Here is a 16,266-nt window from a genome sequence, read left to right as displayed (position 1 = left end):
ATTGCGCGGTGCTTCGCATCTTACACTTATCTTTGTTGCTCACCTGTTAATCAATTGTTATCGTCAAAAGGCGTCTATTATTGGACGCTTTTACCACCGTCGATTTGCAACAAGATATCTGTGTGAGGTAGAGCATGACGACATCCAACCCGCTGAAAGACGCTGATTTTGAAGGCTGGCTGGCCAGCATTAATCAGGCCTGTGGGCGTTTTGCTGCCAAAACGCTGGGGGAAGGATTTAGTGGTTCGGTGCAGGAGTTTCGCACCGGTGCTCTGCGTTTGAGCATGGTAGATATTGCGCAAACCAAGCTTTACCGAACGCCAAAGGAAATTGCCCAGAGCGACGGTTCTTACTTTTACACCGTATTTCAGCTCAGTGGTCATTCTGAAATGGAGCAAGAGGGGCAGCGAGCGTTGCTTTCGGCGGGGGATATCACCCTGATTGATGCCGCCAAACCGAGCACTTTTACCTTCAGCGACACCTCTAGACAAATTTCATTGCTGCTGCCGCGCGGCTATCTTGAACGTAATTTGCAGTTTGCCGATTTGCGCTGTGCGCAACGATTGGCCGCGGGCGCGCCGATGGTGCGGCTTAGCCAACAGCTGGTGCAAGAGAGTATGCGTAATAGCGCGTTAGATCAGCAGGAAAGTGAAGCGGTTTTAGATGCGGTGGTTACCTTGCTGCGTCCGGCGCTGATTGCGCGTGATGACGATGCGCCACAGGATAAAGTATTTAGCCGCACGCTGACTTTTATCGATAAACACATTCAGTCGGAATCGCTGCGGCCAGAGTGGATTGCCAGCGAAGTGGGCGTTTCGGTGCGTAGCCTGTATCGCATGTTTGCGCGCAAAGGGTTGGTGGTAGCGCAATACATCAAAAATCGCCGCCTTGATCTCTGCGCTAACGCTTTGCGCAGTGCGCCAGTGCGGCAAAAACTGTCAGATATTGGCTACTCGTGGGGCTTTGCCGACCACAGCCATTTCTCTACCGCGTTCAAAACGCGTTTCGGCATTACGCCGGGCGAATACCGCAAACAGTATCGTTAGTCTCATCTTCGTGAGTTTGTCACCTGCGACAAAGCTGATGGCATACACAACAAATTAATCCCCCCGACGAATTGCTATGTTTGAGCTGGGTCAGTCGACACTGGCCCTGCATAACCGTAGCAGCGCGTGGCGGCAGACCAACAATAAGACACCAAAAAAGTCTCTAAAAGATCTCTTGAGGAACCGATTTCAACAGCACGCTCGTATACCAGGTCGAGATTATCCCGCGCACTGATTCACTGACATGAATGCCAACTTTTAGCGGTGAGGTAATAAAGCTATGTTTCATAACACCATGTTTCATAACACCCTATTTCATAACACCCAGTCCTATAAAAAACTGACTCGCAAAACAATGATGAAAAAACGCCTGCCGGTTGCGATTGCGCTGGCGCTCGGGCTGTTGACGTCTGCGGGTTGGCAAAACAGCGCGCAGGCACATGGTGCGGCGGCGCATATGGTGCCGATGGAGAAAACGCTGGCTGAATTTGGGGCGGATGTGCAGTGGGATGATTATGCCCGCATGTTCACCATTGCTAAAGACGGCGCTTATATCAAGGTTAAACCTGATACCAACGAAGCCATCGTGAATGGCAAGCCGTTGAAACTGGCGGTGCCGGTGGTGTTTCGCGACAAAGTTGCCTATATGTCGGAAGACTTTATCAATGAAGTTTTTCAATCTGGCTTAGATCAGACTTTCGCCGTTGAAAAACGCGCGCATCCGCTTAATCCGCTGAGCGCAGATGAAATCAAAACGGCGGTAGAGGCGATTAAGGCTTCAGATAACTATCACGATAATTTCCGCTTTACGGAAATCTCTCTGCGTGAGCCGCCAAAAGATGAGGTTTGGCAGTTTGTGTTGAGCGGAAAAACCGTTGAGCAGCCGCGTCAGGCTAATGTCACCGTGTTGGATGGCAAGCACGTTGTGGAAAGCGTGGTGGATTTAACCGATAAAAAAGTGGTGTCGTGGACCCCAATCAAAGATGCGCAGGGCATGGTGCTATTAGATGATTTTGCCACCGTTCAGTCGGTGATCAGCGCCAGCACAGATTTTGCCGCCGTACTGAAAAAGCGTGGAATCACCGATCCAAGCAAGGTGATCACCACGCCGCTGACCGTGGGTTATTTTGATGGTAAAGATGGGCTAACGCAGGATCAGCGCTTGCTCAAAGTGATCAGCTATCTGGACGTGGGTGACGGCAACTATTGGGCGCATCCGATCGAAAACCTTGTGGCAGTGGTCGATCTTGAACAGAAAAAAATCATCAAAATAGAAGAGGGGCCAGTGATCCCCGTGCCGATGGCTCTGCGCCCGTATGATGGGCGCGACCGTAAAGCGCCAGACATTAAACCGCTGGAAATCGTTGAGCCGGAAGGAAAAAACTACACTATTACAGGCAATACGATCCACTGGCAAAACTGGGATTTCCACGTGGGGTTGAACTCCCGCGTTGGCCCGATCATTTCGACGGTGACTTACAACGATCAGGGTAAAAAGCGCAAGATCATGTATGAAGGATCGTTAGGCGGCATGATCGTGCCTTATGGCGATCCGGATATTGGCTGGTACTTCAAAGCCTATCTTGATTCAGGCGATTACGGCATGGGCACGTTAACTTCGCCGATTGCCCGTGGCAAAGATGCGCCGTCGAATGCGGTGCTGATCGATCAAACGATCGCGGATTACACCGGCCAGCCGATGACTATTCTGCGTGCGATAGCCATCTTCGAACGCTACGCAGGGCCAGAATATAAGCATCAGGAAATGGGACAGCCCAACGTGAGCGCCGAGCGCCGTGAGCTGGTGGTGCGCTGGATCAGCACCGTGGGCAACTATGACTATATTTTTGACTGGGTATTCCATCAAAACGGTACGATTGGCATCGACGCGGGCGCAACGGGGATCGAAGCGGTGAAAGGCGTGAAAGCGCGCACCATGCAAGATCCAACCGCCAAAGAAGATACCAAATACGGCACCCTTATCGATCACAACATCGTCGGAACCACGCATCAGCATATCTACAATTTCCGTTTGGATATGGACATCGACGGTGAGAACAATAGCTTGGTTGAGCTGAATCCTGATGTGAAGCCAAACGATCGTAGCGGTCCACGCACCAGCACCATGCAGGTGGATCAGGTCGATGTGAAAACCGAAAAAGAGGCTGCACAGAAGTTTGATCCTTCCACTATCCGCTTGCTGAGCAACGCTAACATTACCAACAAAATGGGCAATCCGGTTTCTTATCAGTTGATCCCTTACGCGGGCGGAACTCACCCCATTGCCAAAGGGGCAAATTTTGGTAAAGACGAGTGGATTTATCACCGCCTGAGCTTTATGGACAAACAGCTGTGGGTGACGCGCTATAGCCCAGAAGAACGCTATCCTGAGGGGAAATATCCAAACCGTTCTATTCACGATACCGGTCTGGGGCAGTATTCGTCAGACAACCAGTCGATTGAGAATACGGATAACGTGGTGTGGCTGACCACAGGCACCACGCACGTGGCGCGCGCGGAAGAGTGGCCGATTATGCCAACGGAGTGGGTGCATGCATTGCTGAAACCGTGGAACTTCTTCAGTGAAACGCCAACGTTGGATTTGAATGGGAAGAAGGGGGAGTAGGGGAGTAATTAATTCTTCGGCTGTGACCCCCTCACCTTTTTTGCCCCCACCCCAACCCTCCCCCTCGCTGGGGAGGGAGTCGAATGAGCTTTGATGTTGATTAAGCGCTCGAGCTGCTCCTCCCCCTGCGAAGGGGGAGGCTGGGAGGGGGTTGCTGAGGAAAACGCCGTTGTTAATACCGCACGCACACCGTTTTGGTTTCGGTATACGCATCCAGCCAATCAGTGCCAAAATCACGTCCGGTTCCTGACTGTTTTACGCCGCCAAACGGCATATTCGCATCAATCAGCGTATGACTATTCACCCACACGGTGCCTGCTTGAATGCGCGGAGTATAGGCCATCGCGGTTTGCAGGCTGGTGGTCCATAGGCTGGCGGTGAGGCCAAAATCAGTATCGTTGGCCTGATGCAGCGCATCTTCGGCGTCTTTTACCCGAATGAGGTTAACGACGGGGCCGAAAACTTCTTCCCGCGATAAATTCAGCGCCGCATCAGGGTTAATCACCAGCGTCGGAGGAATATAAAAGCCCTGCGCATCAGGCCCTGTGGCTCCGCTGATCAGCTCGGCATTTTTGGCTTTAGCATCTTGCAGATAAGACGCGACTTTGTCGCGATGCTGGCGTGAAACGAGTGGATTAATTTGGGTAGTGGCGTCCATACCAGGGCCGACGGAAAGCGATTTTACCGCTTGTTCAAAACCGGCCACCAGATTGTCGAAAATCGGTGCTTCGATATAGATACGTGAGCTGGCGGCGCAGACCTGTCCTTGGTTGAGGAAACTTCCCGCCATCAGGCCTTCAATCACCTGTTGCTGATCGGCATCTTTCAGCACGATGGCCGGATTTTTACCGCCCAGTTCCAGAGTGATTCGCGTTAAGCGGTCGGCAGCGGCGCGGGCAATGCCCTTGCCGACCGGCGTTGAGCCGGTAAAGCTGACTTTCGCCACCAGCGGATGTTCAGTTAAGGCTTTGCCGCATACAGAGCCTTTGCCGGTGACGATATTAAATACGCCATCGGGAACTCCCGCCTCGCTGGCAAGTTCGGCCATGCGTAGCAGCGTTAGTGGCGTAGTTTCAGATGGTTTGATAACGATAGAACATCCCGCCGCCAGTGCTGGCATCACCTTCCAAATCCCAATCATCAGCGGGAAGTTCCAGGGCACAATGCCGGCTACTACGCCGATCGGTTCTTTGCGGGTGTAAGCCATATATTTCGCACCGGCGGGCATCGGTATCGATACATCCATAGTTTGCCCGGTGATTTTGGTGGTGAGACCGGCGGTATAGCGCATCCAATTCAGCGTACAGCCCACTTCGAAAGCGCGGGAAATATTAATCGATTTGCCTTGTTCCAAGGTTTCTAGCTGCGCCAGTTCTTCTGCGTGTTGTTCTACGAGGTCAGCGTAGCGCAGCAAAATTCGCTCGCGCTCGGCGGGCAAACGCTGTGACCACACACCGGCACAAAAAGCCTGATGAGCAGACGTGACCGCGCGGGAAACGTCTTCGGGGTTGGCGTCAGCGGAAGAGGCGATCTGTTCGCCGTTCGCAGGGTTATAAATTGCTAAGCGCGCATCCGACGAGGAGTCGCACCATTTCCCATCAATATAAAGTCCGTGCTGACGGTCAAGAAAACGCGTAACGCTGTCGAGGATTGCTACTGTGTTGTCGGGCATAAGCCCTCCCGTCGGTCGAAAAATGGATTAGCAGAATGGCGTTGTCGTGGAGTGACAAAACCAGTCATCACCTCATGAGTCTATAACAAGGATAGTTTTATCTTTTTGCTGTGCCTGACATTCGATTGGCGGGATATGACAGAGGGGGGCAATGCGCTTAAACGGTTCTCTACCGCGGGGATAGTCACGTAGACAATAGGGTTACTCATGTTAGTATATATAAGCAAAAGCTATTGATGTGTTTGTTTCATTCATACAAAGATAGGACGTCTTGTTATGAAAACATCCATTTTTGGCATTACCCCAATCAGCGTTGATGTCTGCGATTTAGATCGGCAGATATCTGTTTTCACGCATTTTTTCCCCTATTTTTACCTTGTTCAATTGACTCAAACTCTTCACCACAGAGCGGATTAGCTGCGTCTGTAGCCGAGTGCCGCGCTTTTTGTTTTTACTAGCATGGAACACAGCGAGTATTTATGGATATCAAAAATAGAAAACGTCTCACTTTTTACTCAATCATTATCATCGCCGCCGTGGTGGCCTTTGCCGCGTGGTGGAGCCTGCGTGCGCCCGGTTTGCCTGACGGATTCGCCAGCAGCAATGGGCGCATTGAAGCCACGGAAATCGATATTTCGACCAAAGTGGCGGGGCGTATCGATAAAATCGTGGTGCGCGAAGGCGACTTTGTGAAGCAGGGTGAAGTGCTAGCACACATGGATACGCGCGTTTTGAACGAGCAGCGTATCGAAGCCGAAGCGCAAATTCGCGAAACACAAAGCGCGGTAGCTACGGCGAAGTCATTACTGGCGCAGCGGCAAAGTGAAAAACTGGCGGCGCAGGCGGTGGTGAAACAGCGTGAAGCTGAATTGAACTCGGCGAATAAACGCTATGCCCGTTCACAAGCGCTGTCTAAGCGCGGGGCGGTGTCGGCGCAGCAGCTTGATGACGATATGGCAGCGGCACAAAGCGCTCGCGCGGCGTTGGAATCTGCTAAGGCTCAGGTTTCAGCCGCGCAGGCGGCCATCGAATCCGCACAGGCGGGCATCATTCAGGCTGATACACGCGTGGAAGCGGCTAAAGCCACCGAACGTCGTATTACCGCTGACATTGAAGACAGCGCCTTGAAAGCACCGCGTGATGGGCGGATCCAGTATCGCGTGGCTGAACCGGGGGAGGTTCTAGCCGCGGGTGGTCGCGTGCTGAATATGGTCGATCTCAGCGATGTTTACATGACGTTCTTCCTGCCAACCGAACAGGCGGGCAGGGTAGCCATCGGTAGCGACGTGCATGTTGTTCTTGATGCCGCGCCAACGCTGCGTCTTCCAGCAAAAGCCACCTTTGTGGCCAGCGTGGCGCAGTTCACGCCAAAAACGGTCGAGACCGATAACGAGCGCCTTAAACTGATGTTCCGCGTAAAAGCGCGAATTTCCCCTGAACTGCTGGAAAAATACCTCGAATATGTAAAAACAGGCCTGCCAGGTATGGCCTATGTGCGTTTGGATAACAATAAAAGCTGGCCAGAAGATCTGGATGTGAGGTTGCCGCAATGAGGCCATTAGGTGCTAATAAAGACCCGCTGGCGGCACCCATCGTTCGGCTTGAGCAGGTTAGCCAGCACTATGGTGATACTCAGGCATTACAGCAGATAACGTTGGATATACCGGCGCGAAAAATGGTGGGGCTGATTGGGCCTGACGGCGTAGGAAAATCCAGTCTGTTATCGTTGATTGCGGGTGCGCGCGTTATTCAGTCGGGGAGCGTTAACGTTCTGGGTGGTGATATGGCGAACGCCGATCATCGACGCAAGGTATGCCCGAAGGTGGCTTATATGCCGCAGGGTTTGGGGAAAAACCTCTATCACACGCTGTCGGTCTATGAAAACGTCGATTTCTTTGGCCGACTGTTTGGGCAAGGCGCCCAAGAACGAGAGCAGCGTATCAATGACTTACTGCAAAGCACTGGATTAGCACCGTTTCGCGATCGTCCGGCGGGCAAATTGTCTGGCGGTATGAAGCAGAAGCTGGGTCTGTGCTGCGCACTGATCCACGATCCTGAACTGTTGATCCTTGATGAACCGACGACCGGCGTCGATCCGCTGTCTCGCGCCCAATTTTGGGAGCTGATCGATCGTATTCGTGAGCGGCAAACCAAGATGAGCGTGTTGGTGGCTACCGCCTATATGGAAGAAGCCGAACGTTTTGACTGGCTGGTTGCGATGGATGCGGGACAGGTACTCGCTACCGGCAGCGGACAGGAACTACGTGAAAGTACCGGCAGCGCAACGCTGGAGGAGGCTTTTATTGCCCTGTTGCCGGAAGAGAAACGCAACGCGCATCAAAAGGTGGTTATTCCACCGCGTGATACTTCGCAGGATGACGTGGTAGCTATTGAAGCGCAGGGGCTGACTATGCGCTTTGGCGATTTTGTTGCCGTTAACGATGTGAATTTACGCATACCACGCGGCGAAATTTTTGGTTTCCTCGGTTCTAACGGCTGCGGCAAATCGACCACCATGAAGATGCTGACCGGATTACTGCCCGCCAGCGAAGGGAAAGCATGGTTATTTGGGCAGGAGGTCGATCCCAAAGATATCGAAACCCGCCGTCGAGTGGGCTATATGTCGCAGGCTTTTTCGTTGTATAGCGAACTTACGGTGCGGCAAAACCTTGAACTGCACGCGCGTCTTTTTCATCTTTCCGAAGAGGATATTCCTGCACGCGTTGAAGAGATGAAGCAGCGGTTCATGCTGAGCGATGTAGAAGATATGCTGCCAGAGGCGCTGCCGTTGGGCATTCGTCAGCGTTTATCTCTTGCCGTTGCGGTGATTCATAAACCTGAAATGCTTATCTTGGATGAGCCAACGTCGGGAGTCGATCCGGTCGCGCGCGATATGTTTTGGAATTTGATGGTGGATTTGTCACGGCGCGATGGCGTGACCATCTTTATTTCAACGCATTTTATGAATGAAGCGGAGCGCTGTGACCGCATATCCCTGATGCATGCGGGAAAAATACTGGCCAGCGATACGCCTGAGGCGCTGGTGAAGCAGCGTGGTTTAGGCACGCTTGAGGCCACGTTTATTGCCTACTTAAGTGAAGCTTCTGGTGATAGCGGTGCTCCGTCGGAGCAGATGCCCGAGACGCCTCTGGTCGAAACGACAACGCCTGCCATTAGCAATCACTTTAGCTTCACGCGGATGTTTAGCTATAGCCGTCGAGAGGCGTTGGAACTGCGACGCGATCCCATTCGTTCGACCTTGGCTTTGCTGGGGACGGTGATCCTGATGTTCATCATGGGCTACGGCATCAGTATGGATGTGGAAAACCTGCGTTTTGCGGTGATAGACCGCGATCAGACCGGCACCAGCCAAGCCTATACGCTCAATCTGTCGGGCTCGCGCTATTTTATCGAGCAGCCGCCGATTACTGATTATCAGCAGTTAGAACGCCGAATGCGTGATGGTGAACTCGCCGTTGCAATTGAGATACCGCCTAACTTTGGCCGTGATATTGCGCGTGGGCATACGGTGAAAATTGGTGTTTGGGTTGATGGGGCGATGCCGAATCGGGCTGAAACCGTGCGTGGCTATGTGCAGGCGATGCACTTGGCGTGGCTAAGTGATATGGCCTCGCGCCAACCAACGGCCAATATGGGGAATATCCTGATGGATATTGAAACCCGCTATCGTTACAACCCTGATGTAAAAAGCTTGCCTGCCATTGTACCTGCGGTGATCCCGCTGCTTTTGATGATGATCCCCGCGATGCTTAGTGCGTTAAGCGTGGTGCGTGAAAAAGAGTTGGGTTCAATCATTAATCTGTATGTGACGCCGGTAACTAAAGCCGAATTCCTGATCGGCAAGCAACTGCCTTATATCGTATTGGGCATGTTTAACTTTTTACTGCTGTGTGCGTTATCGGTCTTTTTGTTTGGTGTTGAGCATAAGGGCAGTTTCCTCACGCTGACGCTGGCGGCGCTGCTGTACATCATTATCGCCACCGGAATGGGCCTGCTGATCTCGACCTTTATGAAAAGCCAGATCGCCGCGATCTTCGGCACTGCGATCATCACCTTAATTCCCGCGACGCAGTTCTCCGGCATGATCGATCCGGTTTCGTCGTTAGAAGGGATCGGACGGTGGATCGGTAATATTTATCCAACCTCCCATTTCTTAACTATTACTCGCGGCACCTTCTCAAAGGCGCTCAACCTGTTTGATCTGCAAGCTTCGTTTATCCCGTTGCTGATTGCCGTGCCGGTGGTTATTGGGCTCAGCGTTCTTCTATTGAAAAAGCAGGAGGGCTAATGCGCAGCTTACGCAATATCTTTAATTTGGGGATCAAAGAGCTACGCACCTTACTCGGCGACAAAGCCATGCTGGCGCTGATCGTGTTTTCGTTCACGCTATCGATCTACTCCTCGGCAACCGTAACGCCGGGTTCTCTGCACATGGCACCGATTGCGATTGCCGATCAGGATCAATCCCAGCTTTCTACCCGTATCGTGAATAGTTTTTACGCGCCCTATTTTATGCCTCCGGCGATGATCGATTCGAATCAAATCGATCCGCTGTTGGATGCGGGAACCTACACCTTCGCTTTGGATATTCCGCCGAATTTTCAGCGCGATGTATTGGCTGGCCGTCAGCCCGCGATCCAGCTCAACGTTGACGCCACGCGCATGAGTCAGGCATTTCTGGGTAACAGCTATATTCAGAATATTGTGAATGACGAAGTCAGCGAGTTTATGGCGCGCTATCGGGCGGGGAGTACATTACCCGTTGATTTAGAAGTTAGGGCGCGATTTAACCCGAATCTCGATCAGTCGTGGTTTGGTGCGGTGATGGCAATTATCAACAATATCACCATGCTGGCGATTATTCTGACGGGTTCGGCGCTGATCCGTGAACGCGAGCACGGCACCATTGAGCACCTGCTGGTGATGCCAATTACGCCGTTTGAAATCATGCTGGCGAAGGTATGGTCGATGGGGCTGGTGGTGCTGGTAGCATCGGGGCTGTCGCTGATCTTTATGGTGCAGGGCGTGCTGCATGTGCCGATTGAAGGCTCGATTCCGCTGTTTATGCTGGGCGTGGCGCTTAGTTTGTTTGCCACCACCTCCATCGGGATTTTTATGGGCACCATCGCCCGATCAATGCCGCAGCTTGGCCTGCTGATGATACTGGTGCTGATCCCGTTGCAGATGCTTTCGGGTGGCTCAACTCCGCGAGAAAGCATGCCGCAGCTGGTGCAGGACATTATGCAAACTATGCCAACCACGCACTTTGTCAGCCTTGCGCAGGCAATACTGTATCGGGGCGCCGATTTCAGCATCGTATGGCCGCAGTTTGCTACGTTGCTGGTGATTGGTATGGCGTTCTTTGGTTTTGCCCTGAGCCGATTCCGTAAAACCATTAGCTCGATGGCTTAGGTTAGGGGTGTGAGCTTTTGTTTAAAGTCATCCTAGTGGGGATGCCAATCGTTTATGAGAGCGAGATACACGGGTCTACCACACCGTGGGGCGCTCCGGCGGCTTACGCCGCTACGACCCCATCGGTGTGCTCCCCCTAAAATCAGACTTAAATGAATAGTATTATCCGATTAGGATCAGTTTCTTAATATTGATATTTTGAGCACTGTTTAATTCAACTACTCGGGTAAATTAAAGCTCGAGAAAGGTCTCTCTCAGAATGAACCAACTATTTCGGCGGCTTCTCATGCGGGGATGATCCGCATGACCCATTCTGGATAAAGCAGGGAATCGACTATGCGAAAAAGCACGGTTATTAGTACAGTTATCATCGCCGGGCTTATTGTTTTTGCAGCGCTATACTTTTCTCCGGTTGGAAAGCCCACAGTGCCGAACGTAACGATTGCCGCAGTACAGCCTATTGGTAATGATTTATATCTATACGTCACTCAAACAAATAACGGCGGCGCAACCGTGCCAATGACTTATCGGTACTACATAGGGGAAGAAATCGACCCGCGATCTATCGATATTCAATTAAGCCATGAAGAGCCCTTTATTGTGAGTAATAGCGATCGGTTTACATGGGGGGATGCGTCGGGCGAAGTTACGGTCAATGTCACTGGGAGACTATATGATTTTAAGTCGTCAGCGTCTTACCTTAAGAAAGGTATAAGAAATCAAATCCCTGTAAGAGTCCTAAACACCCCACATTGATTCTATTGTACTATGCGAGCAAATGGCTTCCCGTTTTGGCGAAGCCATACACGCCTATGGCATTTCTGGCGACGGTGTGCGTTCACCTTTAAAGCCGTGAACGGTGCCAAAGCGGCCCGTGTCTTGGTTCCAATCGGCAATGGATTGGCGTAATTCTTCTTTGCTGCGGCCCACGAAATTCCACCACATCAGCACCTGCTCACCTAAAGGCTCACCGCCGAGGAATAACACCCGTGTTTTAGGTGCGAGCGTGATGTTGAGTTGCGTATTTTGCGTGCCAATATAGGCCAGCTCATTTTCCGCAAAACGTTCGCCTTCAATATTGATCTCACCTTCCAGTACAAACAGGCCATATTCAAAATCGGGTTGCAGCGTTAACTGGGTGTTTGAGCCATCGGGCGTATAGAGATCGACGCCCAGTAAGTCGGAGAAACACAGGGTTGGTGCATGGTAGCTGGCGTAATCTCCGGCTAGAAGCGTGTGGCGGATGCCATCAGCATCCCAAACGGGCAGCGTTGGATAGTGATCAAAACGCGGCGGCATATCTTTAACCGCTGCGGGCAAGGCTATCCATAGTTGAGCCGCGTGGAGGCGAGGGAAACCTGGCACCGACTCCTCGGTATGAGCAATGCCGTGTCCGGCCGTCATTAGATTCACCTGACCAGGACGGATGATTTGTTCGTAACCAAGGCTGTCGCGATGTAAAACCTCGCCCTCTAGCATCCATGTGAACGTCTGCAAACAGGTATGTGGGTGAGGGGCAACACGGAATCCACCGTTGTCTTGCTTAAGCACCGATGGACCCGCGTGATCGAGAAAACACCATGCGCCAATCAAACGACGTTCCTTAACCGGAATGGCGCGCGAAACGGGGATCCCGCCAACGTCTTTAATACGGGACGTGATGCGCTGTAGGGGAGTTGGGCTGTTGTTCATAGTCGCTCGCTCGTTATTGGGTATAGGATAAGCACCGATATTTCATCCTATACCACTTAGCGTCGAGTTGCAGTGATGCCCTCATCATTCCCACTCTAGCTCGAGCTGCCGCCAATTCGGCTGTAGTAGGCCTGTTTGACGAGGCTTTCATCGAGCAACACATTAACCAGATTATCCAAATCATCGGCGGAAACCGATGCAGGGATCAGTGCGACGGTGATCTCCACGTCATCATCACCGAAAGGCTCAACGTCGAGGTGCGACATAAAGCAGTTTTCCGCTTTTAACGTTTGTTTCACCAGCGTCAGCGCTTCGCGCTGATCGTTTTCTAACGCGATAACGCAAATCTCGTAAGTGGCGTCACCACGCTCGTCGGTGAGCGGCTGGCGGTTGATAATGTTGACCATTGGGCGCAGCAAGGTATTGGATGCCACGACAAAAAACGTCGCCATACAGGCATCGGCAATCATTCCTGCACCTGCGCAGGCACCTACGGCGGCGGAGCCCCACAATGTAGCTGCGGTATTAAGTCCGCGGATGTTTAATCCTTCTTTCATGATGGTTCCCGCGCCGAGAAAACCGACGCCAGAAACCACATAAGAGATCACCCGTACAGCACCGCTAGGCGTATCGATGCTCATTGCCAAATGGACAAAAATAGCGGCACTGGTGGCAACCAGCGTATTGGTGCGCAGTCCAGCAGTACGCTGGCGATATTGGCGCTCGTAGCCAATGATGGCGCCGAGTAAAAATGCGACCAATAAAATAGAAAATGTTTCGTAATGCAGAGTGAAGTTCATGTAATAAGCCTCAGAAATTGGGCTCTGCTTTTTAGTAACGAAAATAGGCATATTTTGCCCGTGGCGATGCCACGAAACTTCCGTCATCATTAATTTGTCGCAATATCTGGCGCAACAAAGGATGAAGAACGTTATTTCCGTTGCGAATAAACAGAAAAATAAATAGCAGCAATTCATCAGAAATAAATCTGATTAATAACTACATGATTGTGAGATTGAGGCGTGTTAATTCAACGAGGCTGTTTACGCTAAATAGCGTAAGCCTTAACAATGAAACTGCGGTGGTAAACGGAGAATAGCACCACATCCTTTGTCTATGCAGGATGTGAAGGGGGACATTATCACATCATGCGATCAGCTGAGAAAAACACGCGATCTCGGTCTGTCGTTGTCCATGCTATTTCCTTAGGTTGGTGTAGATAACGTAGGTATTCAATTTATAACGCCGATGATTATAGCGGATTGAGTCTGAACGTTATCTAAACGGCCAGTGTAAATAATGAATAAAACAGCGAATAAAAGAAAGAATTAAAGCGTCCGATATTTATCGGACGCTTTAATAAATCAAAACATATTTTCTGTAGGGGTAATTCTACGTCAGTTAAATAAGCACAATCAGCAGAATTAAACCAATCAGCATAACGGGAGCGGTTCGTTTAATCAGGTCGATAGGAGAAACACCGGCCATACCCGCAACCACAATGGCCGCAGCCGAAAGTGGGGAAGCCGTTCGGCCTAAGTAGCTGGCAAAAGCGGCGGCAGTTCCAAGATTCGTGGGGTTCATGCCAAATTCAGCGGCATGTGGCGTGATGGCTTCATTGAACGCATAGGCGGTTGCATCGCCAGAACCAATCACGATGGCCATCAGAAATGGCCCTACGGTACCGCCAAAACGGGCGGCTTCAGGGAAATCAATCAGTGCGCTTTTCGCCGCATCGATAAGCCCGACCGAGGTTAACCCCGCCACAAATACACCGGCGCAGATGATAATGCCGAATACGTCGCTGTAGGCTTTGCCCATTCCGTCAAAGAAGGCGGGAACCACTTTGCCGGGATGCGTACGGGTGACGGCGAGTGTGGCAAGAACGCCCCACATAACGGCTTGGGGAACACCCATTTTTAACCAGCTTACGCCGCCAAATGCACCCAGCATCAGCAGCGCAATAGGCACCAGCGGCATCAGCGCGGCTAAAATATTGATCGGGCCTTCTTGCGGATCTTCAGCGTCAAGGCGTGAATGATAGCCTTTGTGTTCTTTACGCAGCACAGCGGTGATCGTCATGCCAATCATGATGATAAGACCTAGCCAAACGACGGTCATCACGCGGTCACTGATGATTGTCATGACGTCGCCACCCACGATTTTCGCCACCAGCGCCATGTGCGGGCTACCTGGGTTAAGTAAGCTCGCGCCGAAGGTTCCGGCTAATACCGATGCTGCCGCCATCACGGGATGGATCCCCGCAGCCAGCTGTAATGGGATCATGGTTATCCCCGCGGCTGCCGCAGCACCTGCCGCGCTTGGCAGAGCCAATTGCACGAAGGTGGTGAGCAAAATAGTGCCCGGAATGAGAAAGAGCCCAACGTGTTTAAGCGGGGCGCTTAATAGGCGGACTAAATGACGATCGCAGCCGGTGAATTTCATGACGGTCGCAAATCCAATGGCCGACAGAATGGCTTGGATCAGCCCTTCAGACACCATCTTTTCCGCAAAGCTGTTCATCGCGGCCATCGGTTCTAATGAGATTAGGCACATCAACATGCCGGAAAACAGCAGAACGGTGCGGGTGTCCTGCTTTTTAATCAGCAGGATGATGGTTAACAGCAGAATTATTACGCCAAGAGTTAAGGTCAACATGGGGTTCTCGATGCTATGCCGTTTGGGAACGATGATAGGAAATATGCTGAGCCGGATCGATCTGCGGTTCGTGCGCCAGTTTGCTGCGTAGAGCGTCAAATTCGGCGGCCCACGCCTGTCGCCATTGTTGTTTGATTTCTTCAGGCTGCCAGCAGGCATTGATGCCGTTGAGCATCAGTTGGCGCACGCCATCAAGATCGAAACCGAATTCTTCCACCATAACGCGATAGCATTCGGCGCCGTTGGTGTTGTGCATGTGCCAATCATCGGTGGCTGGGATGATATTCATGCCTGCCAGCGCCATTTGGCGGATGGGATGATGCTTACGCCACTGGTCTGCATCCGGCCATTTTTTGAGGTAATAGGTATTGCTGGGTACGACGGTGAATGGAATACCTTCGCGGGCGCAGCGGGCGGTAAGTTCTGGGTTATCCAATACGGTATAGCCGTGATCGATACGCTCCAGATGAATCAAATCTAAGCCCGTTTCTACGTTACGCCAATGCAAACCAAACTCTGAACAGTGCCCCGTAAGGCGTAATCCACCGAGTTTTGCTTTGCGATAGGCTTTCCAAAAATGCTCGATAGGAGCGTCATTTTCTTTGTAGTCAATGCCAATCCCGGGTACTAAAGGGTGTGGATAATCCAGCACGGCATCCACCATCGCCACGGCTTCTTCGGGCGATTTTTCACGGTTGATGGAGGGAATAAAGAGCGCACGAATATCCCATTCCTCAGCTGCTTTCGCCATTGCGCTGCTCATCGCATCGGTGACTTCGACATAGGACAGTTCGGTATCAGAGGGATTCCAAAATAGCTCCAGATGGCGAATACCGGTTGCCGCGGCGTCTTGTGCGACTTCATAGGTCACTCGGAAATAATCTTCGGCGCTGCGCATCAGCGGATACAAAAAGTTAAGCGCTGCAATCCCGCCTTTTACTACGCTGGTTTCATGCTGATAACGGCGATAGTAACTTTTAGCTTCGGATTCAGTGAGCGGCACCCCGTATTTCTCTGCTAACGCCAGCATGGTGGTGAGACGAACTCCGCCAAGCAGATGGTAATGGAGATCCACTTTAGGGAATGTGGCGAAAAACTCTGGCAACGTAATCGTTTGCGTATCCTGCATCATTAACGGC

The 16,266-nt window shown here is 51.7% G+C and carries 11 protein-coding genes; 6 read left to right on the top strand and 5 right to left on the bottom strand.

Going from position 1 to position 16,266, the window contains the following annotated elements; genetic code table 11:
- Positions 1 to 134 precede the first annotated feature (134 nt).
- Together feaR and tynA are read left to right on the top strand one after the other, a co-directional pair.
- Positions 135 to 1,046: a transcriptional regulator FeaR gene (feaR, locus tag RSC70_RS12070; RefSeq protein ID WP_130998900.1), complete on the top strand. Its 912-nt coding sequence runs from the start codon at positions 135 to 137 to the stop codon at positions 1,044 to 1,046.
- A 358-nt stretch (positions 1,047 to 1,404) separates the two neighbouring features.
- Positions 1,405 to 3,672: a primary-amine oxidase gene (gene tynA, locus RSC70_RS12065; protein ID WP_282807907.1), complete on the top strand. Its 2,268-nt coding sequence runs from the start codon at positions 1,405 to 1,407 to the stop codon at positions 3,670 to 3,672.
- 172 nt (positions 3,673 to 3,844) lie between these two features.
- Here the strand turns inward: tynA and RSC70_RS12060 are convergent, their stop codons facing one another.
- Positions 3,845 to 5,344, bottom strand: coding sequence for an aldehyde dehydrogenase family protein (locus RSC70_RS12060; protein WP_130998901.1), 1,500 nt, complete (start codon positions 5,342 to 5,344; stop codon positions 3,845 to 3,847).
- Between the two features lie 479 nt (positions 5,345 to 5,823).
- Between RSC70_RS12060 and RSC70_RS12055 the strand changes: the two genes are divergently transcribed.
- The 4 genes from RSC70_RS12055 (at position 5,824) to RSC70_RS12040 (ending at position 11,533) form a co-directional block, all read left to right on the top strand.
- Complete coding sequence (locus tag RSC70_RS12055) at positions 5,824 to 6,897, top strand: HlyD family secretion protein (protein WP_332542530.1); 1,074 nt, start codon at positions 5,824 to 5,826, stop codon at positions 6,895 to 6,897.
- Positions 6,894 to 9,653, top strand: coding sequence for a ribosome-associated ATPase/putative transporter RbbA (gene rbbA / locus RSC70_RS12050; RefSeq protein WP_332542529.1), 2,760 nt, complete (start codon positions 6,894 to 6,896; stop codon positions 9,651 to 9,653). Before RSC70_RS12055 ends, rbbA begins: the two co-directional genes overlap by 4 nt.
- The gene (locus RSC70_RS12045; RefSeq protein WP_166493633.1) at positions 9,653 to 10,777 is read left to right on the top strand and encodes an ABC transporter permease; all 1,125 of its coding nucleotides are present in this window, start codon (positions 9,653 to 9,655) and stop codon (positions 10,775 to 10,777) included. The genes rbbA and RSC70_RS12045 overlap by 1 nt, the downstream gene beginning before the upstream one ends.
- A gap of 336 nt (positions 10,778 to 11,113) precedes the next feature.
- The gene (locus tag RSC70_RS12040) at positions 11,114 to 11,533 is read left to right on the top strand and encodes a hypothetical protein (RefSeq protein WP_332542528.1); all 420 of its coding nucleotides are present in this window, start codon (positions 11,114 to 11,116) and stop codon (positions 11,531 to 11,533) included.
- A gap of 54 nt (positions 11,534 to 11,587) precedes the next feature.
- Here RSC70_RS12040 and RSC70_RS12035 read toward each other — a convergent pair whose 3' ends face one another.
- The 4 genes from RSC70_RS12035 to RSC70_RS12020 all read right to left on the bottom strand — a co-directional run bounded on the left by RSC70_RS12035 (position 11,588) and on the right by RSC70_RS12020 (position 16,259).
- Entirely contained in the window at positions 11,588 to 12,469 is an 882-nt protein-coding gene (locus RSC70_RS12035; protein ID WP_332542527.1) for a pirin family protein, read from the bottom strand.
- Between the two features lie 95 nt (positions 12,470 to 12,564).
- A complete protein-coding gene (locus tag RSC70_RS12030; RefSeq protein ID WP_258802008.1) occupies positions 12,565 to 13,359 on the bottom strand; it encodes an MgtC/SapB family protein in 795 nt (264 codons plus the stop codon).
- A 511-nt stretch (positions 13,360 to 13,870) separates the two neighbouring features.
- Complete coding sequence (gene dcuC / locus RSC70_RS12025; protein ID WP_332542526.1) at positions 13,871 to 15,127, bottom strand: C4-dicarboxylate transporter DcuC; 1,257 nt, start codon at positions 15,125 to 15,127, stop codon at positions 13,871 to 13,873.
- A gap of 13 nt (positions 15,128 to 15,140) precedes the next feature.
- Positions 15,141 to 16,259 carry an adenosine deaminase family protein gene (locus tag RSC70_RS12020; protein ID WP_193764767.1) on the bottom strand — a complete coding sequence of 373 codons (1,119 nt, stop codon included), beginning with the start codon at positions 16,257 to 16,259 and terminating at the stop codon, positions 15,141 to 15,143.
- Between the last annotated feature and the right edge of the window lie 7 nt (positions 16,260 to 16,266).

It is taken from the genome of Hafnia sp., from assembly GCF_036648275.1.
GTDB classification, from domain to species: Bacteria; Pseudomonadota; Gammaproteobacteria; order Enterobacterales; family Enterobacteriaceae; genus Hafnia; species Hafnia alvei.
This window is presented reverse-complemented; position numbering and strand designations above follow the sequence as displayed.

Coding starts and splice junctions, on each gene's coding strand:
- feaR (WP_130998900.1), top strand. CDS start 135: ATGACGACATCCAACCCGCTGAAAGACGCTGATTTTGAAGGCTGGCTG.
- tynA (WP_282807907.1), top strand. CDS start 1,405: ATGAAAAAACGCCTGCCGGTTGCGATTGCGCTGGCGCTCGGGCTGTTG.
- RSC70_RS12060 (WP_130998901.1), bottom strand. CDS start 5,344: ATGCCCGACAACACAGTAGCAATCCTCGACAGCGTTACGCGTTTTCTT.
- RSC70_RS12055 (WP_332542530.1), top strand. CDS start 5,824: ATGGATATCAAAAATAGAAAACGTCTCACTTTTTACTCAATCATTATC.
- rbbA (WP_332542529.1), top strand. CDS start 6,894: ATGAGGCCATTAGGTGCTAATAAAGACCCGCTGGCGGCACCCATCGTT.
- RSC70_RS12045 (WP_166493633.1), top strand. CDS start 9,653: ATGCGCAGCTTACGCAATATCTTTAATTTGGGGATCAAAGAGCTACGC.
- RSC70_RS12040 (WP_332542528.1), top strand. CDS start 11,114: ATGCGAAAAAGCACGGTTATTAGTACAGTTATCATCGCCGGGCTTATT.
- RSC70_RS12035 (WP_332542527.1), bottom strand. CDS start 12,469: ATGAACAACAGCCCAACTCCCCTACAGCGCATCACGTCCCGTATTAAA.
- RSC70_RS12030 (WP_258802008.1), bottom strand. CDS start 13,359: ATGATGACGGAAGTTTCGTGGCATCGCCACGGGCAAAATATGCCTATT.
- dcuC (WP_332542526.1), bottom strand. CDS start 15,127: ATGTTGACCTTAACTCTTGGCGTAATAATTCTGCTGTTAACCATCATC.
- RSC70_RS12020 (WP_193764767.1), bottom strand. CDS start 16,259: ATGATGCAGGATACGCAAACGATTACGTTGCCAGAGTTTTTCGCCACA.